The organism is Thalassoroseus sp. (genome assembly GCF_984380535.1).
The window spans coordinates 342,309-364,080 of the sequence record NZ_CFHRBF010000008.1 but is presented as its reverse complement, the minus strand read 5'-3'; the positions used below and the strand labels follow the sequence as shown (position 1 = coordinate 364,080).

General features: G+C 56.1%; 10 protein-coding genes. 7 read left to right on the top strand and 3 right to left on the bottom strand.

Going from position 1 to position 21,772, the window contains the following annotated elements:
• Positions 1-117: 117 nt before the first annotated feature.
• Complete coding sequence (locus AC5DDB_RS13480; protein WP_491740245.1) at positions 118-726, top strand: superoxide dismutase; 609 nt, start codon at positions 118-120, stop codon at positions 724-726.
• Between the two features lie 110 nt (positions 727-836).
• Here AC5DDB_RS13480 and AC5DDB_RS13475 read toward each other — a convergent pair whose 3' ends face one another.
• The 3 genes from AC5DDB_RS13475 to AC5DDB_RS13465 form a co-directional block, all read right to left on the bottom strand.
• Positions 837-2,558 carry a hypothetical protein gene (locus AC5DDB_RS13475; RefSeq protein ID WP_491740244.1) on the bottom strand — a complete coding sequence of 574 codons (1,722 nt, stop codon included), beginning with the start codon at positions 2,556-2,558 and terminating at the stop codon, positions 837-839.
• A gap of 117 nt (positions 2,559-2,675) precedes the next feature.
• Positions 2,676-3,734, bottom strand: coding sequence for a zinc-binding metallopeptidase family protein (locus AC5DDB_RS13470; RefSeq protein WP_491740243.1), 1,059 nt, complete (start codon positions 3,732-3,734; stop codon positions 2,676-2,678).
• A 207-nt stretch (positions 3,735-3,941) separates the two neighbouring features.
• A complete protein-coding gene (locus AC5DDB_RS13465) occupies positions 3,942-5,354 on the bottom strand; it encodes a DUF1501 domain-containing protein (RefSeq protein WP_491740260.1) in 1,413 nt (470 codons plus the stop codon).
• Between the two features lie 264 nt (positions 5,355-5,618).
• Between AC5DDB_RS13465 and AC5DDB_RS13460 the strand changes: the two genes are divergently transcribed.
• The 6 genes from AC5DDB_RS13460 to AC5DDB_RS13435 all read left to right on the top strand — a co-directional run bounded on the left by AC5DDB_RS13460 (position 5,619) and on the right by AC5DDB_RS13435 (position 21,749).
• The gene (locus tag AC5DDB_RS13460) at positions 5,619-7,247 is read left to right on the top strand and encodes an amidophosphoribosyltransferase (RefSeq protein WP_491740242.1); all 1,629 of its coding nucleotides are present in this window, start codon (positions 5,619-5,621) and stop codon (positions 7,245-7,247) included.
• 309 nt (positions 7,248-7,556) lie between these two features.
• Positions 7,557-7,973 (top strand): acyl-CoA thioesterase, encoded by a 417-nt coding sequence (locus AC5DDB_RS13455; protein ID WP_491740241.1) that lies wholly within the window; start codon positions 7,557-7,559, stop codon positions 7,971-7,973.
• Positions 7,974-8,090: 117 nt separating this feature from the next.
• Complete coding sequence (locus tag AC5DDB_RS13450; RefSeq protein ID WP_491740240.1) at positions 8,091-11,999, top strand: hypothetical protein; 3,909 nt, start codon at positions 8,091-8,093, stop codon at positions 11,997-11,999.
• A gap of 176 nt (positions 12,000-12,175) precedes the next feature.
• Positions 12,176-14,977 carry a cation-translocating P-type ATPase gene (locus AC5DDB_RS13445; RefSeq protein WP_491740239.1) on the top strand — a complete coding sequence of 934 codons (2,802 nt, stop codon included), beginning with the start codon at positions 12,176-12,178 and terminating at the stop codon, positions 14,975-14,977.
• 174 nt (positions 14,978-15,151) lie between these two features.
• The gene (locus AC5DDB_RS13440) at positions 15,152-17,986 is read left to right on the top strand and encodes a PD-(D/E)XK nuclease family protein (protein WP_491740238.1); all 2,835 of its coding nucleotides are present in this window, start codon (positions 15,152-15,154) and stop codon (positions 17,984-17,986) included.
• 220 nt (positions 17,987-18,206) lie between these two features.
• A complete protein-coding gene (locus AC5DDB_RS13435; protein WP_491740237.1) occupies positions 18,207-21,749 on the top strand; it encodes a hypothetical protein in 3,543 nt (1,180 codons plus the stop codon).
• The last annotated feature ends 23 nt before the right edge of the window (positions 21,750-21,772 follow it).

The following is a 21,772-nucleotide window of genomic DNA, read 5'->3' as shown; positions in this document are numbered from 1 at the left end:
CTCGGTTGTGGGTATGGGCGGAGTGTCTAGAATAAAGGGCGTTGGTGGTCGGACGTTGTGTTGTGACCACCGACGATTCGAACATCTTTGAAGATCCCCTCAACTTAGGAGACACTCATGGCGTACACTCTGCCCGAGCTGCCGTATGCGTATGACGCATTGGAGCCGCACATCGATGCGAAGACGATGGAGATTCACCACACGAAACACCATCAAGCCTACATCAACAAGGTGAATGCAGCGATCGAAGGCAAGTCGGACTTGGAATCCAAGTCGATCGAAGACCTGATGAGCGACTTGGCCGCGGTCCCGGAAGATATCCGTGGAGCCGTTCGCAACAACGGTGGCGGTACCGCAAATCACAATTTGTTCTGGACCGTCATGAGTCCGAACGGTGGTGGTGCACCAAGTGGTGAATTGGGCGATGCCATCAACAGCACCTTTGGTAGCTTCGATGAGTTCAAGTCCAAATTCGCCGATGCTGCCGCAACCCGTTTCGGCAGTGGTTGGGCTTGGCTGTCTGTCGATAGTGGCAAGTTGGTCGTCGAAAGCACCCCGAACCAAGACACCCCACTTTCCGAAGGTCGTACGCCGATTCTTGGCCTCGACGTTTGGGAACACGCCTACTACTTGAACTACCAAAACAAACGCCCCGATTACATCACCGCGTTCTGGAACGTCGTCAACTGGGACGAAGTTTCCCGTCGCTATGCCGCCGCCAAATAGTTGGTTGGTTGACAACAATTGAAAAGACGCCTGAAGAAGCAATGTTCTTCAGGCGTCTTTTTTATGAGTCGGAGCCAAATCATACTCTTTGGCCCCGGATCATTTGGCGATCAGAGTTGGTTGCGGTCGTATTGGCTGGTGATGCCGGAACCGATCAAACGGATGAAGCCTTCATCAAGCCGAATATGCCAACGGATTCCGTTCTCGGTCGGGCGAAGTTCGAATTTTAACTGATCGCCTCCCTCTGAGAATGCTTCTTTGGCCCGCTCGCGGAATGCCTGGCCGCGTCGTCGTTCTTCGTTTTCCGGGAGACCGAACCAGCTGCCAAAGTTCAAAACGAAGTGAAATGGTGCAGTGGATTGTGCAACAACCTCTCTACCGGTTGGTTGCAGCACTTGATCGATGGCGTCTCCCAGAACAGATACCGAATCTTCGCCGCCCACAGCGAACCACAATGCTCCGAAACCCGCGCCAACATAAACGCTAGGTGGACCGCCGTAAGTTCGCCGGTCCCAAGGGCTGGAACGCGTAGCTGTGAACCGATGGATGGCCATTCCGCGGTGGGTCTCATGGTTGATGTCGAAGCTGCCGTTGCTCTCGTCGATGCGACGATCCAGTTCCTGACCCATTTGCATCAAACCGGTGGACAAGGCCTCGGTGTTCCGCATTTGAATTCCACCGATAAGCACGAACGGATTCGGCGGTTGTCCTTCGAACTTCATAAATGCGTCGACTTTGCCGGTGTCGACGGTGGCCTTCAACGCGTCGAAAACTCGGTCGACGGTCGGAGCGTCGAAGGCGTCATACTCGACGTTCTCCGGATTCACGAGCATTTCCCGACCGGACTCCAGGAATGTCTTCCAAACTTTCTGGTCTGTGTCGGCAAGATTGAATGAAGCCGAAATGATCATCGGAACTCGGTTGTCAACCAGTGGTGCGAATCGGCTTTTCGCACCCGCGAAACTTTTTAAGTCCTCGCCCAACTTGCTCTCTGCGGTGACGTCGAGCGATAGATCAATCAGGATGGCTTTCTCTTCCGGCGACGCGTTGAACCCGATGGTAAACCGTTGCCCGTCCCGCAGGACGGCTTCCAAGCTGTCAATGTTGTTCATGCCCGCCGCGCGACGTGCTTCGTATTGGGCTTTGGGTTCGTCGTCGCGTTGTTGAAGTTGAGCATCGGATTGTGCACGCAGCAGATCGAGAAACAAATTCCGCATCGCCTTGGGAACGGCGGTGATATCAGCGGAAATCGCCAAATCGTATTTGGACGACATCGTCTTTGTGATTGCCGTCGGCGAGGGAAGATCGGAATCGAGCAGTTCGACATCGTTTGAGATCAGCGAGTAGCCGTTGTCGAGCTTAAGTTCGAGAGTTTGGCCACGGGTGGTGAGTTCGTAACGATCGGTTTGACCGGCAACGCGTGCCGCTTGGACGGGCCCGATTTCGAGGGTGTCGATCAAGGTGGTAAGTTTGTCCGTCGGCAAGTAAGCTACCGGCGCAAATGTGGGGACAACTCCCTGCTTCATGAACAGCATTACGCCGAGCGGTTTCTTCCGGTCGAGCCCGCCAAGGTCGTTGACGTTGCCGAGCAATCCTTGAATGACCTCCATCATGTCAGGACGATTGATCGTCTTGAACATGTAGTCGATGTCGGTCATCAAACTTTCGACGCTGGCCAAGTTCACGATTACCAACGGAATCGGGGCGCCTTCGGGAATGACTTCCTCAGCATCTTGCGAAAATGCCGGTGTCGTCAAAGTCACCAAAAGCCCGCCGAGTAGCAGACAGGTCAGCCAGCGGAAACGGTTCGAAACACGGTCACGTCGAAACATACAGGCGACTCCCCGAGATTGGCGGAATAATGACTGAACGAACCATTATAGCGTCCCGAGGCGTTTCCTTCTCGTCAATGGTTCGGGAGAGTCTACCCGGTCGGTCTGCAAACGGTTTCAAGAAATCGGTTTGACGAGTTGAGACTGCTGCTGAGCCGCCGACGTTTTTCGTGTGGGTTGAGTGGGTTTCGTATAGCGTCGCAATCCGTGAATAAAACGCAATTTCTCAACCACGGGTGGCGTGAAGACTTCCGGTACCAGATCGAGCAGCCCCAGGTCGCGGTTCAATTCGTTTCCGATAATCCCGATTCGCTCGTACGCTAGTACCATGGCATCGAAATCGCTGGAGTCGCAATCCGTCAAATTGAAGTTGCGGGACGTCGAAACCACCGCTGCCATGTCGAGATAAGCGTTGAACGACTCCGCGAAATCTTCCCAAGGGTGCATCGTGGCGTAGGCGGAAATGTAGTTTGTTTGCCAATCTGGTTTTGGGCCGTTCTCGTAGTAGCTCGCCTGAGCGTCGGCATAAGTTGGGTCGGTTTCATCGCCAAAGACGGCACGAAACTTCGTGAGACATTTGTCTCGAACGAGTTGTTCCCAGAAGTAATGGCCAAGTTCATGCCGGAAATGCCCGACGAGCGTACGTTGCGGTTCGCCGAATTCGACGCGGGTTTTCTCACGCTCGATGTGGTCTGCCTCTTTGATGTTGATCGTGATTACACCGTTGGCGTGACCCGTGGAGACCGGTTCTTCTGCGTCGGCGCGAAATTCGAACGACAAGCCTGGCAGCACGAGTCGATTGTTCTCGCGTCGTGCAAACCCGAGTTCCTCCAAGCTATACAGGACCCGCGCTTTCGCGAATGCCAACCGTCGCCAATACCGCAAGTTGCCCGGAACGCTAAGGTCGGGGATGACCGTTGTCGTTCGGCAATACTCGCAAAGTGCAGGCGACGTCGCGGGCACGAGCACGCCATGGTTGCACGCCTCGTGGTCGAAATTGTTGTCGCATTTGACGAGTTGGGAGTCACACCGGGAACAGCTGTAACCCATGTCGCTCGTCGTCCAGGCGGTGACCAGTCGGCAGTGTTCGCAGAAGCCAACTTCCAATCCGCACTTGACGCATTGAGTGCTATCGAAAAACAAAGTTCCACCGCAGTGACACTCAAAAGTCCGCATTTCCAGGCTTCCTAAGCAAGTTTAATGTCTCAATACCACCAGTGGGCGGATGAGAATGCATCTTCCGTACCAGAGCTGGAATGATCAGCAAAGACGCGATTTTTGCTGGATTGTGGATAGCGATGAGAGCGAATGTCTGAGGCGGTTTGAGTCGACTTGATCGGTTTTGAGCCAGAACAACCGACTTCTCAAGTGAAAACGCCTACCCTAGAACAATGCGGTGATTGGTTGGCCTTCGGCGAGGAGATTGAACGGACGCCCCAATCGACCGGTTGCTTCGAGGTCTTCAATCCCCATGGCATGATAGACGGTTTTGACGACATCGGCTGGCGTGACCGGTCGGTCGGCGGGGAATTCACCGAGTGGATCGCTGGCACCGTAAATCTGTCCGCCTCGAATTCCGCCACCTGCGAAGACATTGGTGAGACAGTGCGTCCAGTGATCGCGACCGCCACCCGAACTACCACCGCTGCGTGGATCACCAATTTTCGGTCTGCGACCCATCTCGCTAGAGATCGTTACCAACGTGGTATCAAGCAAACCACGCTCGGCCAAATCTTCGATGAGTGCGGAGAAACAGCGGTCGAATTCTGGTAGCAGATCGTCTTTCAGGCAGTTGAAGTTGTTGCCGTGGGTGTCCCAACTCCCGGCACTTCGACACTTCTTCGCCAACGGTGTGCCGATGCCCTCGCCCAGCCAAAACACCGTAATGAACGGCACTTCCGCCTCGACCAAGCGGCGAGCGAGTAGCAAGCTCATGCCGTTGATGGTTTCGCCGTATCGTCGTTTGGTTTCAGGTGATTCACTGGTCACATCGAATGCTTCCGTCGTGCCCGCCGAAAGGAGCAAGGAAACGGCCCGTTCTTGATGTTGGTTCCAAGTCGCGGTCGTGGCTGTCTGGTCGAACGTGCGTCGGGCCGCATCAAGGGATTTCAACAGATCCGTTCGCTGGTTGAGTCGTGAGGGGGCCAAACTTTTGTCGAGCACAAGTGCCGGAGCTTGGAATCGGAACGGATCGTCTCGGCGACCGATCAGGTATAGCGGATCATGCTCGACCCCCAAACGAGCCGCAAATTGACCGGGTCGCGTGTACGGTTTGCGACTGGGGCTGTGCGGAAGCGTAATTGCATTCGGCAAATCGCGTTTCTCGCGTCGCGATGCGACTACAGAACCCACGAACGGCCAATCATCAGGATACGGCGTGCGATTGTTGCCTTGCGTACGAAAGGTGACATCGGGGACATGGCCGGTCAGGTTGTAATAGTAACCGGCGTGATGATCGTTTGTGTTGACCGTTGCTCCGACCGAATTCACCAAGGCCAAATGGTGAGCCTGGCGAGACAACAACGGCAAATGTTCCGACAACCATAACCCTGGCTGCGATGTCGCGATTGGTTGGAACGGACCGCGGTATTCGATTGGGGCATTGGGCTTCATGTCCCAAGTGTCGAGTTGCGATGCTCCGCCGCAGAGAAAAAAGAGGATCGTCGATTTCGCCCGTCCACTACCGGCAGACGTTGTCGTCATCGCGGAAGATGTCGCAGGTCCGGCCAACGCTCCCCAGAGTGGAGACGCGGACGCCACCAGAAACGCTCGACGGTTCCATCCTGTTTGGATCATGGTCACGACTTTGACCTCCGCTGTGGTTTGACCACTGGGAAAACACGCCACTTAACTGCATCAGTATACATTGATGCAAGTCCGGCGACAACGACTCTACGGGGAGCAACGAATAACCGGTCGTTCTCTGGGGAATCAGGAAGGTGAACAGGAAATTCGAGTCCACCGGTTGGTCCTGCGAACGTCTCTCGTTAGGATAGGGAAGTTGAGCCACGACGCCGGATAACTGCCTTTCGCCCTCTCCACGACGGACATCCAACCACCATGGCGGAACTGTTCCACGAATGCGGCATCGCCGCAGTGTACCACCTTCCTCAGCCTGCCGACCAAGACGCCGCAAAGTCCGTGAGTCCTTTGATCCCCAGCGGCAAGATCGAAGACGCCTCCCGGCTGATGGTGCAAATGTTGCTGGATATTCAGAATCGCGGTCAGTTAGCCGCTGGCATTACGCGATTCCATCCGGAAGAAGGCCGTCTGCTTTCGACGCATAAAGACGTCGGCACCGTGACCGAGGTGTTCCATCTCAATCAACCGGAACGGTCCCGCGAGTTGATGAGCAAATACCTTGGTCCCGCTGCGATCGGACATACCCGGTATGCAACCTGTGGACTCGACGACCGCAGCAATGCCCAGCCGTTTGAACGCGAACACATCGAGAAACCGAAGTGGTTCAGCTTTGCATTCAATGGGCAATTGGCGAACTATCCGCAGTTGCGTGACGAGATTCTAGCCGATCCAAACTTCCATCTCGCACGGGATACCGATACCGAAATCATCATGCACATGATCGCCCGGGAGTTCTCGGAAGATCGGGATATTTCGTTGGTCGAAGTGCTCAAGAGTATCAGTCGTCGGTTGGATGGCGCTTACAACATCGTCTTTCTGAGTGCAGATGGGCGGATGTTTGTCGCTCGCGATCCACTCGGCATGCGACCACTATGTTATGCAGTCGAAGGCCCCTTGTTCGCTGCTGCCAGCGAAAGTGTCGCGTTGGCTCACTTGGGATTCAAAGAAGAAAATATCCACAGTCTTGCGCCGGGTGAGGCAGTCATCATTGAAGATGGCGAACTCAGCATTCAACGGTTCGCTGACAGCCCCCGCAAGGCCCACTGCTTCTTCGAATGGATCTATTTCGCGAACGTCGCCAGTACGCTTGATGATCGCAGCGTGTACGTCACACGGAAGCGATTGGGTGAGGAATTGGCGAAGCTGGAGACGATTCAAATCGACCGCGACACGGTCGTTGTTCCTGTCCCCGACACCGCGAAAGCCGCCGCCGACAGTATGGCTTACTGTCTGAATGTTCCGTCTTTGGAAGGGCTGATCCGCAACCGTTATGTCGGGCGAACCTTTATCGACGGCGCGAATCGTGCGGATAAAGTCCGTATGAAGTACACCCCACTCAAAGAGGTGTTGGAAGGCAAACGGGTGTTGCTGGTTGAAGATACGATTGTCCGTTCGACAACCATGAAGGCCCTCGTTCGGCAATTAAAAGAACGCGGGCGGGCAAAAGAAGTGCATGTTCGAGTGGCATGTCCACCGATCATTTCGCCATGTTTCTACGGGATCGACATGTCGACCATCAGCGAGCTTTTCGCGCCCAAGTTTATGGATGGCATGGAGTTAACGCCCGAAATCGAAGCGGAGATGGCGGAAACCATCGGAGCCGACAGCTTACGGTATCTTCCGGTCAATTCGATCAAACGCTCGATTGGCATCGAAGAACACGAACTCTGCCAAGCCTGTATCGATTGTCAGTATCCGACCAACGCGGGACAAAAACTCTACCAGATCGCGTTGAACCAACGAGACCAAGGCACCACGGGAAGTGGCCGAACGTACGATTCCGCACCCGCAGAGGTCGCTTGCGTCCCCTCGACCTCCAATCTATAACCACGTCGCACTCGTGATTCGATTCGTTGGTCCGTGATTGAAAGACCAATCGGCGGGGGGCATGCCCACGGCTTTGCGTGGGCATGGTTGGACATTCAAACATCGCTGGCCCATGCCCACCCCAAACGGTGGGCATGCCACCCAAGTATCAACTGCATTGAATGTTACGTAATATTGTCTTTAACCTATGCAGTTTCTTGCATAGGTTTGGCCAATGCAAGACGCTCTCGGCTTCGAACTGGATTCGCACCCTCGAAGCTAGTGACACACAACCAATCCAATTTGATTTTGAACCCGCGAGACCGTGACATGGCCGACCCAGCGCAACGTGAAATCGATCTGGAAATCCGCATTCGCTACAGCGAAACCGATCCGATGGGATTTCTGCATCACTCACGGTATTTCGTGTTTTTCGAAATGGGTCGGACGGAATTGTTTCGTGCTCAAGGCGGGAATTACCGCGAGATGGAAGAACGCGGGCAATACCTCGTTATTGCGGAAGTCCAATGCCGGTATCGAGTTCCGGCTCGCTATGATGACGTGCTGCGGCTGAACACGAAGCTGACCAGCCTGACGCTCGCTCGGATGGAACACGAGTACAAGTTCTATCGTGGCGACACCCTGCTCACCACTGGCAAAACCGTGCTCGCCTGCGTCGACCGTGACGGCCGCATTCTCAAACTCTCCGACGTGCTGGATAATTACGACCTGCTCGTCGATCAGTGATTCCGAACAATCCGGAACCTCCGGGTGCTTCCCTGCGTCATGCGCGGTATAATAGTCTGCGGTGACGGTCCGTCGTTGCCGATCTACGAGCCGGTCTGAGACGCGTCAGGAAGCCCCATGGCCAGCGTAATTGAACCCCCTCCAACGCAGCAGTACGTCGATTTTGACGAGTACGTCGATCTGCAACTGCAAAAAGCCCGCGACGGCATTCGGGCCACCGATATTCTCACCGCCGTGATGATGTTCGGCGTCGGGTTGATGGTGTGGCTGTTCTTGTTCGTCATTCTCGATCACTGGGTTATTCAAGACGGCGTTGGTCCGACCGCGCGAATTGCGATGGCCGTCATTTTCGGCACAATTAGCCTGGCTTGGTTGGGTTGGAAGGTCTTCGTTCCGTATCTCCGTCGTGTGAACCGTTTGTTCGCCGCGAAGCAGATTGAACGCACCCAACCGGAGTTGAAAAGCACGCTGCTCAACCTGGTCGATTTGCAAGATGGCGGTCGCGAGATGCCGCCGGAGATTCAGCGGGCACTCCAACGTCGCGCCGCCGAATCGATGGCTCACACCGACGTCGACACCGCGATCGACCGACGACCGCTGATGATCAGCGTGTATGCATTCTGCGTGTTGATCGTTGTGTTCCTACTGTACTCGCTGTTCACACCGAAACGGGTTTCGAGTTCCGTTTGGCGAGCGATTCTGCCGACCGCCGAGATCGCTGCTCCAACCGAGACGGTGATCAAATCTGTTCAACCGGGCGACGCCGAAGTCGTGCCTGGGACACGGTTGCCGATCGAGGTGGAAATTACCGGCGAGACTCCCGATGCGGTCGAGCTTGTCTACACGACGGCGGATCGGGCATTTGTGGACGAAGTGGTTCCGCTCCGCACGGATGAAACCACACCCGGTCGTTATGTGGGCGACATTCTGGGCGTCAATGGAGCCGGAATTCAACAACCACTCACCTACCGTATCTACGCGGGAGATACGCGGTCGCCGGAATACACCGTCTCCGTGCATCAACCACCGACGGCCCAAGTGACAGAGGTTCGGCTCACGCACCCCGAGTACATGAAGCTGCCGGCCGAAACACAATCGACCGGAAACATTGACGATTACGAAGGTACAACGGTTGCCATTCAAGTCTCGGCAAACATGCCGTTGAAGTCCGCGGTTGTCACGTTTTCTGACGACAATGGTACCGATTTCGGGGCGGAGAACATTCCGCTGCGGGCGGTGGGCGAGGATCGTCGGCAGTTTGGCGGCCGATGGATGTTGTCGATCGCGGACGATGGCGTGTACCCCACGCATTACCACATTGACGTCCGCAACGATCGAGACGAACGTGACCCGTCCCCGACTCGGTATGACATTGCGATTCGTCCCGATGAGCGACCTGAGATTCGTGTGATCAGCCCGCGTGAGCCGGAACTCGAACGCCCCGCCAATGCGATTCTGCCCTTGCGGTTTGCTGCTCGGGACGATTTTGCCGTCCAAACGGCCACTTTGTGGAAACAAAAGAACGACGAACAGCCACGCGTGCATCGCATCTTGTTCGAAGGTTCGGAGAAAGCCCTCACTGCGGGGTACGAGTGGAAAATCGGGGAAGGTCCCGGGTGGATAGTGAAGCCGGGCGATCGCCTCACCTGGTGGATCGAAGCTCGTGACAACAACACCCTCCGCCCCGGACGCAAGAATTCCGAGAAACGCGTTGTGGTGATCAGCGAACCGGTCACAGAGGACCAGGTCCAGAAGCAACTCGAACAAGACCGGAAGCAAAACGAACCGGACAATAAAGAGTCCCAAAACGATCCCGAACAATCGGACAATGGGAACGAAAATACCGATCCTCAGCCGGGTGATCAGCAAGATTCCGAACTCACCGACAAAGACCCGCCAAAGCCGGACGAGAACGAAAACCAAGATCAAAACGAGGATGGGAAATCATCGGATGAGAAAAACACCGACGGTAAAACCGGCGAGAGTGGCGAAGCCTCGGAAGGTGGTGAGGGCGGCGAACCGCATGACGATCCCATCGCGAACGATGGTTCCGAAGATGGCGAAGCGTTGAAAGACCTCGTGGAACGCTTCCGCGAACAACAACAGCAGAAAAACCAAGACGGCACCGGCGATTCCGATCCGCAGAACCCCGAACAGAAACCGAATGACGCGGATCAGCAGCCGAGTGAGAACAACGATCAACCGTCTGATTCGGATATGTCGGAGGGGAGCGAAAACCAACGCCCGTCGGATTCTGACCCGAACCCCGAAAACCAATCCAGCGAGAAACAGCCGACGGACGCGGATTCCAAGAATCCCAACGATAATCAGAAGCAGAACGACGACAACACCCCCGGCGATGCCTCGGACTCGGCGGATAATGAGAGTAAGCCGAAGTCGAACAACTCAGGCGGATCGAACAAGCCGAACTCCGAGAATAAACCGTCGGACAACAATTCTGCTTCCGGCGGCGATGAGAACGCGGAAACCCAAGACGATCCCGGCAACATGTCGGGCGGTGATGGCGGTACGGACACCAAACCAGGAACGGAAAACAAGAAGCCTGGTGATGTTACTGGCGGCGTACGCACGCCCGACGACGGCAAGTCCAAACCAACCGATACCACGGACCAACCGACGGACGGCAAAACGTCCGAAACCGACGATATGATGGGCGAACCAAACGTCGAGGAAAAACCAGCGTCCGACACGAAAGGTGATGGGACAGGCGAGAAAAAACCAGCGGATCAAAAACCGAATTCTGCTGCTGATCCGAAGCCGTCATCTTCCGACCAAAAGCCGGGCGAAAACAACCGCACAACCGATCGCGATCCCGATGGTCGCAAGGGCAATCCCGATTCCAAACCGTCCGATACGGATTCCGCCGAAGGGCAGCCCGGCGACAAACAGAACTCCGACGACGAGGCTGACCGACCGAAAGACGGCACCGCCGACGATTCCGAACGTCCGGCCAAACGGGAAGGTGATACGGATCGCGGCGAGGATGAACTCAAAGGCGATGGTCGTCCGAACGATCAAAAATCTCAACAGCCAGAAGGCGGAGAGAAAGGGAGCAGCAAACAGAATCAGGAAGGCGAACCGGGAAGTCAGGAAACCGGTCCTGGTGATCAATCCGACAATCCCGGCAACAAGGAAACCAGCGAGAAACCCAACGGCGGCGAAGCCAGTGACGAGACCGGCAAAGGTTCTTCGGAACGTCCTAACGGCGAGAAGCAACCGGCTGACGAAGGAATGGGAGACCCGACTACAACTGATGACACAACGACCAATCCGGACAATCAGAAGCCATCGAACGGCGAACCCGGTTCGGAGAACAAGCCGAACTCACAGAAACCAATGAACGACGAGACCGGCGAGAATGGGCCGTCTGATTCGGAGTTTGGCGATCCGGCGAATCCTTCCGATGCGAAGTCCGAGCAAAAGCCAGGGAACACGCCAGCCGGTAACGATCGACCCAACAGTGAGAAACCGAACGATCCTAGCGATACGAAGACAAAACAAGATCCGAATGGACCTCGCACCGGCAATGGTGGTGCCAACGGTCCGAATTCCGACAGCGGCGACGAACCTGCGGGGAATGCCGAGCAAGAACTCGCGCCTGCCGATCAGCCGAACTTGGAAGATAGCCAGCAAGCGGCCGACTTCGTTCTGAAGAAGTTGGAAGACGATTTAAAACGTGGAAAGGTCGATGAAGACTGGCTCGAAAGAATGGGCTGGACCGACAAAGACGCGGCCAACTTCCTGGATCGCATGAAAGAACGGCAGAACCCTGTCGAAGATTCGGCGGCAGCACAGGCCCAACGTCGACAGTACGAAGAATGGCTCAAACAACTCGAGCCGAAGAAGACGACGAAAACCGTCCGTCGGCAAGGTTCATCGGTTCGGAATCGAGCCGACCGTGACATCATCAGTGCCCCACCCGCGAACGCACCGGCCGCGGTTCGCAATCTCTATGAGGAATATCTGCGAGGCATCGCCAAACGACGCGACCGTCTGAGCGATTAAGCCGGCCGTGAAGTTCCGATCTCAAAACGCAAGGCGACGAATCTCTAATTTTGGCTCCGAAGTTGCAGAGGCGAAGGTCGAGCGTTTGCGAATCACCGGTTGAGTAGCAATCCGGTATCGCGATCCTCTATCTTCAGTCCTCCATCCTCGAATGAACACGGTTCGGAGCCAAAGCGTTGTCTCATTGGTATCAGCTGACCCCCGACGAAGTTGCCCATAAACTCTCCACGGATCTGACGAACGGTTTGTCGACGGACAAGGTCGATGGACTGCAAGTCGAACACGGTCCGAATGAATTGATCGAAACGGGCGGCCGCGGTCCGTGGAAGATCGTGTGGGAGCAAATCTCCGGGCCGATGGTAATTTTGCTGATTATCGCGGCGGTGGTGTCTGTGATTTTGCATGAGTACCAAGATGCCATCGTGATCATGTTGATCGTGGTGTTGAACGCGGTGCTTGGGTTCGTGCAGGAATACCGGGCCGAAAAAGCGATGGCCGCCCTGAAGCAAATGACCGTTCCGCAGGTGCGAGTTCGGCGGTCCGGGCGAGTTCAAGAGGTCTCCGCACGCGAGTTGGTGCCCGGTGATCTGGTGTTATTGGAAGCGGGGAACGTCGTACCCGCCGATGGCCGACTGATCGAAGCCCAATCGCTGCGTGCTCAGGAGGCGGCTCTCACGGGGGAATCGGAACCGGTCGAGAAGTCCTCACAAGCCATCGCGGAAGACGATCTGGCGGTGGGCGATCGTCGAAACCTTGGTTTCATGGGCACGCAAGTGACCTATGGGCGTGGTTCGTTGATTGTGACCGAGATCGGCATGCAGACCGAACTCGGACACATCGCCGATATGCTGCAAACCGTCGATGCCGAAGAAACACCATTGCAACGCCGGCTCGGTGAACTCGGCAAAGGCCTGGCGATTGCGGCTATCGGGATTGTCGCGGTCGTGGTGGTGCTTGGTCTGTTGGACAGCCAAGATTGGAAGACGATGCTGCTGACTGGTATGGCGATGGCCGTCGCTGCTGTGCCCGAAGGTTTGCCAGCGGTGGCGACAGTGGCACTTGCGCTTGGAGCGCGAAAGATGCTGCGACGCCATGCACTGATTCGGAAACTGCCCGCCGTCGAAACACTCGGTTCCGTCACGGTGATTTGCTCCGACAAAACGGGCACGCTGACCGAGAACCGCATGACCGTCACCGCGATCGAAGCCGCCGGCGATCGCATCACGATCGACAATCGTGACATCGATCTCACCGGGCAGATTTCGACTAACCCGGAAATCACCCTGATTTTGGGTGTTGCAACGCTCTGCAACGATGCGTCTTTACACACCGAGAAAGACGAGTCGGAAGAACACAGCCCGAAATCGGTGGGTGATCCGACCGAAACGGCTCTCGTGTTCGCCGCCACCCAAGCCGGTCTCGACAAGAACGCCCTGGAACAATGGTTGCCTCGTCGCGGAGAACTACCGTTCGAATCTGATCGCAAACGCATGGCGACCGTTCATGCCGTGGACAGCGTCGAGATCGATTCGCCGGAAGCAACAATGTTTCGCGACCAACTGCAGTCAGCCATGCCGGATGGTTCGCAGCATGTCGTGTTAGTGAAGGGAGCTGTTGACGGGCTGCTCGAAGTCTCCTCGCGAGTGTGGAACAACGGCGAGATTGAAACGCTCGATGAGTCTTGGCGATCACGGATCGACGGTGCAAACACCGATCTTGCAAGCAACGGCATGCGGGTGCTCGGCATGGCATTTCGACCGCTCAAGCCCGAGGAATCCGCTGATTCGCCGTCAATGGATTGGGAACGTGATTTGATTTTTGTCGGACTGACGGCGATCGTCGATCCGGCTCGACCGGAGGTGCGAGACGCGGTGCATCGCTGCAAGACGGCGGGGATTCGGCCGGTCATGATCACTGGCGATCACCCGTTGACGGCGAGACACATTGCGAAAGAACTTGGCATCACTGAGAGCGAGCATGTCGTCACCGGTAGCGAGTTGGCGAAGATGTCGGAGGAGGAACTCGACAAAGCCGTTCGTGACGCTGCCGTCTTTGCGCGGGTGGCACCCGAACACAAATTGCGGATCGTTCAAAGTCTTCAGCGGCAAGGCGAAGTCGTCGCGATGACCGGTGACGGCGTGAACGATGCCCCCGCCCTGAAACGTGCCGAGATCGGTGTCGCGATGGGAATCACCGGGACAGATGTGTCGAAGGAAGCTTCCGAAATGGTGCTGACCGACGACAACTTCGCGACGATCGTCGGAGCCGTCGAAGAAGGCCGGATCGTCTACGACAACATCCGCAAGTTCATCATGTATACGATGACAAGCAACTCCGGCGAAATCTGGGTGATGCTAATCCCGGCCATCCTGGCGGCGATCGGTTGGGGCGTGATGGGCGACATTCCGTTGCCGTTGTTGCCCTTGCAAATTTTATGGATCAATCTCGTCACCGATGGCCTTCCCGGTTTGGCACTTGCCGTCGAACCGGCCGAACGTGAAACGATGAACCGACCGCCCTACCCGCCGAACGAGAACTTCTTCGGCCGCGGGATGGGTTCGCACATTCTGTGGATCGGTTTGCTAATGGGAGCCGTCTCGCTGGGCACGGGCATCGTGTATTGGCTTGCCGATGGACCGCCCGACCCCAGCGACGGTCCCGCAAATCGACACTGGCGAACAATTGTGTTTACAGTCCTCACGTTTTCGCAGATGGGCCACGTGTTAGCGGTGCGTTCGCACAAAGAGTCGTTGTTCCAGCAGGGGCTGTTCTCGAACAAACTCATGCTCGGGGCGGTTTCGCTGACGTTCGCGTTGCAAATCGGTGTGATTTACGTGCCATTCCTGCAGAACGTCTTCCGTACCACTGCGTTGAATCTGACCGATTTATTGATCTGTCTGGCGGTCAGTACCCTTGTCTTTTGGGCGGTCGAAATCCAAAAATGGTGGATACGGAAGAACAGTCCTTCGATCGGTTGATTGGAAGTTTGAAACGGTTTCCCGGCTTCAACCGCCACCGATCGATGGTTACTGAGGATGGAGGATAGAAGATCAAGGATCGCCAGGAAGATACTCTGAGACTTCGCTATCCTGTCTTTTCCATCCTCAGTCCTCAACAGCGAACGTCCAAGATACTCGGTTTTGCGAACAGATATGGCGATCACACGCAAATTTCTCGATTGGTCCGCACCGGCGCTTTCGACGGCCGCGAATTGGTTGCTGCACCAATACCGTAATGGCAACACGCTGTCGTTGCGGAATGTGGTGCTTGTCGTTCCCGGTGGTCGGGCGGCGCGACGGCTGTTGGAAGTGTTGATCGAACGCTGCGAGGCGGACGACGTCATTCTGGAACCGGGTAAAATCATCACGCCTGGCGAACTGCCGGAGTTACTGTATGAGGCGAAACTTCCCTTCGCGAATGCGGTAACCCAGGAGTTCGCGTGGTTGCAAGCACTCCGAGAGTCGCCCGAAGAAGACCTCACACGGATCGCGCGGCGATTACCTAGCCCCGAGGATCGTGGCGGTTGGTTGGCACTCGCGGATTTACTCGCGGAGATTCATCGCGAACTCGCCGCCGAGGTGCTCGACTTCGGTCACGTCAAACAAAAGTTGGACGCGCTCGGAAGTCATCACGAAGCCAGTCGTTGGCAAATTCTTCACGAGATTCAGCAACGTTACTTGCGAATTCTCGACGGACTCAAACTGTGGGACAAACAAACGGCCCGGTTGTTCGCCATCCGAGAACGCGAGTTCCGGGCGACTGGTCCGCTGGTTCTTATTGGCGTGGCCGACCTAAATGCGATGCAACGCGCGGTGTTGGCACAAGTCGCCGATCATGTTCAGACGTGGGTCTTCGCACCGCCAGCGCGGACGAACGATTTCGACGAGTTCGGCTGCGTGATTCCTGAACGTTGGCAGACCGCGAAGATCGAAGGCGTTGCCGAACGCACGACAATCGTGAACGGTCCCTCCGAGCAAGCGATGGCGGTCATCCAAACGCTCTCGGAGTTTGGCGATCGGTTCCGCGTCGATGATGTTGCGATTTCGGTGCCGGACGAACGCGTGGTGCCGTACATCACGCAACGGCTGCGGGAGTGTGAACTCGAAACACGACTCGAGGCCGGTTCGCCAGTGCGTCGCAATCCGACGGGGCGGTTGTTTCGGGCGATGGCCAGTCACTTGGAACGCACGACGTTCCGCACGTTCGCGAATCTCGCTCGGCATCCCGATGTCGAACGTTGGTTGCGTCGGCAAGGCATCGAGGGGGATTGGCTCAGCGAACTTGATGATTATTACAACCAACGGCTGCCACAATCGCTGGGACGGGAGCTACTCTCGGGTTCCGCTCGTCCCCGTCGTGATGGAACTCCGCCCGACGATTTATCCAATGCATTCCAAGCGGTCCGCAAGTGGCTCGAACCGCTCGAAGCCGCCGAGAAACCGCTGCACGATTGGTCGGATGTGATCTTTCGGTGCGTGACGGAGGTCTATCGGGCGAACACGTTCGATCCCGATTCCGCCCATGATCACACGATTCTCGCCACGATCGAGCAGTTGAAAACCGGGTTGGCGGAATTGGCTCGGTTGCCCAAGTTGCTCGCACCGTTAGTCAGTGGAGCGGAAGCGGTGCGGTTAGTGCAGCGGGCATTTGAACGCGCACGTTTGTTCGAGGAATCGTCAGCCAATTCGGTTGACTTGATCGGTTGGCTCGATGTGCGTTTGGACGATTCTCCTGTCGCGATTTTGACCGGGATGAACGAGGGCATTGTGCCGAATTCGCGGAACGCGGATATGTTCCTGCCGAACGAATTGCGACGATCCTTGAATCTGGAAGACAACGACCGTCGCTACGCCCGCGATGCGTACACGTTGACATCGATACTCGCGAGCACACCGGAAGTCCGCTTGATAGCCGGTCGACGCACCGCGGAGCATGACCCGCTAGTGCCGAGTCGGTTGCTGCTGGCGTGTGCGGAAGCGGAATTGCCGACGCGGGTTAAGCAGTTGTTCGATCCCCCGCCCAACACGCTTGCGACGGCTCGCATTGCCGGCAGTTTGCAGGCGGGACCGAAAACCGTGTTCGAGCCGCCGCGTCCCGTGCGGTTGCCGAAGCCGATCACCTCAATGCGTGTCACCGAGTTCGCGGACTACCTAAAGTGCCCGTACCGTTACTACCTTAAACAACGACTTTCGCTGAAAACTCGCGAAACGACAAGCCTCGAAATGCCACCGAGTGCGTTCGGCGATCTGATTCATGACGTGCTCGAAGAGTTCGGTCTCGACAAGGACGTTCGCGATTCAGCTTCGGCGGAGACCATTGAAAAATTCTTCAATGCGAAGCTCGATGAAATGGCCGTCGGCACGTTCGGGAATGATCCGCTGCCTGCGGTCCGAGTCCAAGTCGAGCAGGCCCGGGAGCGGTTGCGGGTCTTCGCGGAACGACAAGCAAACTGGCGAAACGAGGGTTGGCGGGTGTTCGCGGCGGAACAGAAGATCGACAGTCCCGAATCGTTCTTGGAAGTCGACGGCGAACCGATGCGTTTGCGTGGCCGTATCGATCGCATCGACATTCGCGAGACGGCCAACGGGCTCGAAGTTGCAATTCTCGACTACAAAACCGGAGATGCCGGAGATCCGCCGGAGAAGAAACACCGTAAGAAGAAGGTGGAGTGGATTGATCTGCAACTTCCACTCTATCGTCGCTTGATCCGTGCGGTCGCGGGTGTGCCGGATGTGGATTCGTTCCAAGTCGGCTATGTATTACTGCCCAGAGATTTGGTCGTCACGGGGATGCATCTCGCGGATTGGTCGCCAGACGAATTCGCGGCAGCCGACGAAGTGGCGGCAGAGGGGATTCGCAATATTCGTCGTGAGAACTTTTGGCCACCCAAAGATGATGTGCAGCATTTCCGTGAGTTCGCCGCCATCTGTCAGGATGGAATCTATGGGTCGAGTGGGGAAGACGAAGCGGAAATGGAAACCATCTAATCAGCCGAAACTGATCTTTGAACAGTTGATCGTGAGGAAGTTTTTGTCCAGATTCGTGATTCGTATTAGGCATGATCGGCGAAATTGGTTAACTTGACGGTAATGCTGCGAAAACACGGAGGGAATCGTGAATTCCGATCGATATTGACTCAAGTCGGACCGATCTCGGTAACGAGGGGGGGCTGTGTTCCGATTCCGGTTGCGCCAAGGGCAATCTTCCGTGCCAAACACCGATGCCAAAGAATTACTCGTCCGAAAAGCCGCGGAAGCGATTCACGCTGCCGATTCGTCGGCATTTCTGGTTGAGTCTCGCGTCGTTCGTCGCGTGATCCGAGCGGAATACGAACTGACCGGCTTGGGCATGCGGATTCCGCATCGCAAGAGCTACGTCATCGATGCGGACACCCTCTTGGAAGTCGTGCAGCGTGACGAGTTGGGGCTTGATCGCAGCAGCCAAGTCCGTTCACCCGCAATTCTCATCGCCCAACCCGGTGATGAACGGTTGGCAACGCTGACGCTGTCCGATTTATTGTTGCGGTCGTGGAGTCTGTTGTTTCACGCGCGGATCGATGCCACGATTGCGGAGAAAATCGAGAAGCAGGAACTTACGGCCAGCATCGTTCGTGAACGGATCGACCGCATCGGGCAAGTCGAGTACGACGAAATGCACGCGGTCATTCGGCAGGAAGATTTTCTGCTGCGGCCCGAAGATCCGATGCATATCTATACCGAAGCGGCCGCGGTGTTTCTGGAACTGAAGTACTTCCGTCCGCAATGGCTCTCGGCGTGGTTTCCTTGCTTGGACGATTTCGACCGTGTGGAGGCAATTTTCGCGGAAGATGTCGATGTTCAAGGTTTGCTGGAGTCGACTCGACCCGAAGGTGCTCCCAAACCTGGCGAGCAACTTTCCAATCGCACGACCCCACGAACACACGGCGATGCCGCCCCTCCGTTATCGTTTGAGCCGAAAGTGACAAGCCAGGAGCGATTGACACGATCAGCCGCCGAATTTGCAGCCAACGGAGAACACAATAACCGAGCGTATAACCGGTTAGTCGCCAAAGCCAACAAATCTTCCGATCGTGGCAACTCGGCGAAGGCGGCATTGCTGCGGTTGCGAGCGGCTCGCCACGGTCGCCGGGAATCGGTCGGCGAAGCCTCGTTGGGGGCGGAGCGGGAACTTGATCAGTTGGCTGCCCGACTGCAAAAAGCATTGGGGTTCGATGAGCACGAAGCGGATTCATGGCGAGAAATCCTGTCGGCTTTAGCGGCCAATGCTACGAGCGGTTTTTGGAACGCCGACAAACGGATGCTGTACGATCTGCAAAAGGTCTGCATCGATCATGAACGCCAAGTCTCGAAAGTCGACTTGGTCCCATGGGTGATGTCCTTGGGCAAGAAACCGGTGCGACGCACGCTACCTAATCAACGTGAAGTGTTGATGTCGAAGCACTTGCGTCAAGCGACCAGCCGATTGGCTGCGGTTCGTTTGCCTCGAGATGAACGCGAAAAACTTTCCAAATTGCTCCATGAAGCAACGGAGTCGGCCGAGCAACAACTTCGTGGACGTCTCGGTCCGTTGGTAACACGGGCCCTCGATGATGTCGGTATCTGCCCGCGAAACCTGCCCGAACGTATTTCGCGGAAGAAGTTGATCAACGAGTTGCTCGATAAAATCGTACATCACGGCTTTCTCAATATGAGCATGCTGCGTGATGCCCTGTCCCGCAACAATCTGAAGATGCCGGATCTCTCCGGTCCTAAGGAGCTTTGGAAAGGCGATTGGTTGCTGCAGGCCGATCGTCGGCTGAACGAGCTACTCGACGGAGTGTATCGTCGTGGTGAAATTTATCTGCGGGGTTTGCAGAAAGTTAGTTCTCTCGCCTTCGGCACACCGCCCGGACGGTTCCTCACGAAGTACGTGGCCATTCCGTTTGGTGGTGGACTGATCGTCCTCGAAGGGATGAAGCACCTGTTCGATAAGTTGGCCGGTGTCGACACCCATGCGGTGCCGGTCGAAGGCACGGAACTCAGCGAAAGTCCGACCCACTTGCTGTCTTGGTTCGATTCCCACCATCACCCGACGGGTTTTTGGACCGGAATCGTCGTGATGGGCTTTTTTCTGATGGGCCTGATCCACGTTCCGAAGTTCCGCGCGGTCGTGGTCGATGTGTTGAAGGCGGTCTGGCGAATACTGCGAATCGGGGTCGTTGAATTCCCGAAGTGGTTGTGGCGGGTGAGTTCGCTGCGGTTCCTCTTTAAGAGCCGTGTGGCGAAAATGTTCCGTGAGTGGGTGTTCTATCCCCTGGTTATCACAGGGGTTGTGTGGTTGATGTTCCCGCTGGTCACCCCGCTCGAACGCATGCATATCGGCTGGGCCGCGTTGTTGTTCGCGGTTCTGACGATCGCCCTCAATAGCCGGGCTGGTCGTGATTTCGAAGAACTCGCCACCGAACGTGCCCACGATACCTGGCGTCGTGTCCGAGCACACGTGTTCGTCGCGTTGTTTGAATCGATCATGAACTTCTTCAAACGCGTGCTGGAAACCGTCGAACGGATCCTGTATGCCGTCGACGAGTGGCTCCGCTTCAAGAGTGGCGAGAACTCGCTGACAATGTGGATCAAAGGCGTCGCGGCATTCCTATGGGCAGGGGTGGCGTTTGTCTTACGGTTCGTGATCAATCTGCTTGTCGAGCCACAGGTCAACCCGATCAAGCACTTCCCCGTCGTGACGGTTTCGCACAAAATCATTCTGCCACTTGGGTTTACGAGTGATCCCAAGACGACGCTGAGTCCGTTAGCCTCGATCATTGCTCCCCTGTTCGACGACATCAGCACCGCCAACGCGATTGCGGCCGGGGTTGTATTCCTGATCCCTGGCGTGTTTGGGTTCTTGGTTTGGGAGTGCAAAGAAAACTGGCGGTTGTACACCGCGAATCGCTCTCGAAAACTGCGTCCGGTCGTGGTCGGCAGTCATGGGGAATCCATGATTCGTCTAATGAAACCCGGTTTTCATTCCGGCACGATCCCAAAAATCTTCCGCAAATTACGTCATGCGGAGCGTCATCACAGCCCGGAACGTCGTACGCGTAACCGTGTGCGTCACCATGAGAAACTGCATCACGTTGTCGTCGAGATTGGTCATTTCGTTGACCGCGAGTTGATTCAACTTCTCGCCGAGAGCAAGGAAATTCAACACCTGACCATTCGCACTGGCAAGATTCGCGTCGCGTCGAACAGCATTTGTGTGGAGTTGTTGTGTCCGCAACTTTCTGATCTGTCTCTCGTAGTGGCGTTTCAGGAACAGTCGAGTTATCTGATGGCCGGCACACTTCGACCGGGTTGGACGGTGGCGTTGAACGAAGCCGAACAAAAATCGTTGTGGTTGGCGTTCGCCGGTTTCTACAAGATGGCGGGGGTGGATATTGTTCGGGAGCAACTGCAAAGTTGCTTCGTGGGCGGGATGCCTCCTTATGACATGACGGATCGCGGTCTCGTCGTTTGGCCGAGCGGGGACTACCGCGATGAAGTCCGGTACGAAATGACCCAACGTCCGACCATGCGACCGAAACCCCGTACACTCGCCAAACAACATGCCATGCCCGCGATGGATGCACCGCAAGCAATTTATGCGGAGAACGCAATCCAATGGGACGATTGGGTGGCTGCCTGGGATGCCGAACAGCACTCGAAACCCGGTCCCGCTTTGTTCGCAAACGATGTGCGGCTGTTGCCGGCGATTCCCGCGTCGAACCTCAATTGACGGTTTTGCCTGAAAAACACGGC

Bases quoted from the DNA above. Each gene is read 5' to 3' on its own strand.
- AC5DDB_RS13460 (WP_491740242.1), top strand. From the start codon at position 5,619: ATGGCGGAACTGTTCCACGAATGCGGCATCGCCGCAGTGTACCACCTT.
- AC5DDB_RS13470 (WP_491740243.1), bottom strand. From the start codon at position 3,734: ATGCGGACTTTTGAGTGTCACTGCGGTGGAACTTTGTTTTTCGATAGC.
- AC5DDB_RS13475 (WP_491740244.1), bottom strand. From the start codon at position 2,558: ATGTTTCGACGTGACCGTGTTTCGAACCGTTTCCGCTGGCTGACCTGT.
- AC5DDB_RS13465 (WP_491740260.1), bottom strand. From the start codon at position 5,354: ATGATCCAAACAGGATGGAACCGTCGAGCGTTTCTGGTGGCGTCCGCG.
- AC5DDB_RS13450 (WP_491740240.1), top strand. From the start codon at position 8,091: ATGGCCAGCGTAATTGAACCCCCTCCAACGCAGCAGTACGTCGATTTT.
- AC5DDB_RS13480 (WP_491740245.1), top strand. From the start codon at position 118: ATGGCGTACACTCTGCCCGAGCTGCCGTATGCGTATGACGCATTGGAG.
- AC5DDB_RS13440 (WP_491740238.1), top strand. From the start codon at position 15,152: ATGGCGATCACACGCAAATTTCTCGATTGGTCCGCACCGGCGCTTTCG.
- AC5DDB_RS13455 (WP_491740241.1), top strand. From the start codon at position 7,557: ATGGCCGACCCAGCGCAACGTGAAATCGATCTGGAAATCCGCATTCGC.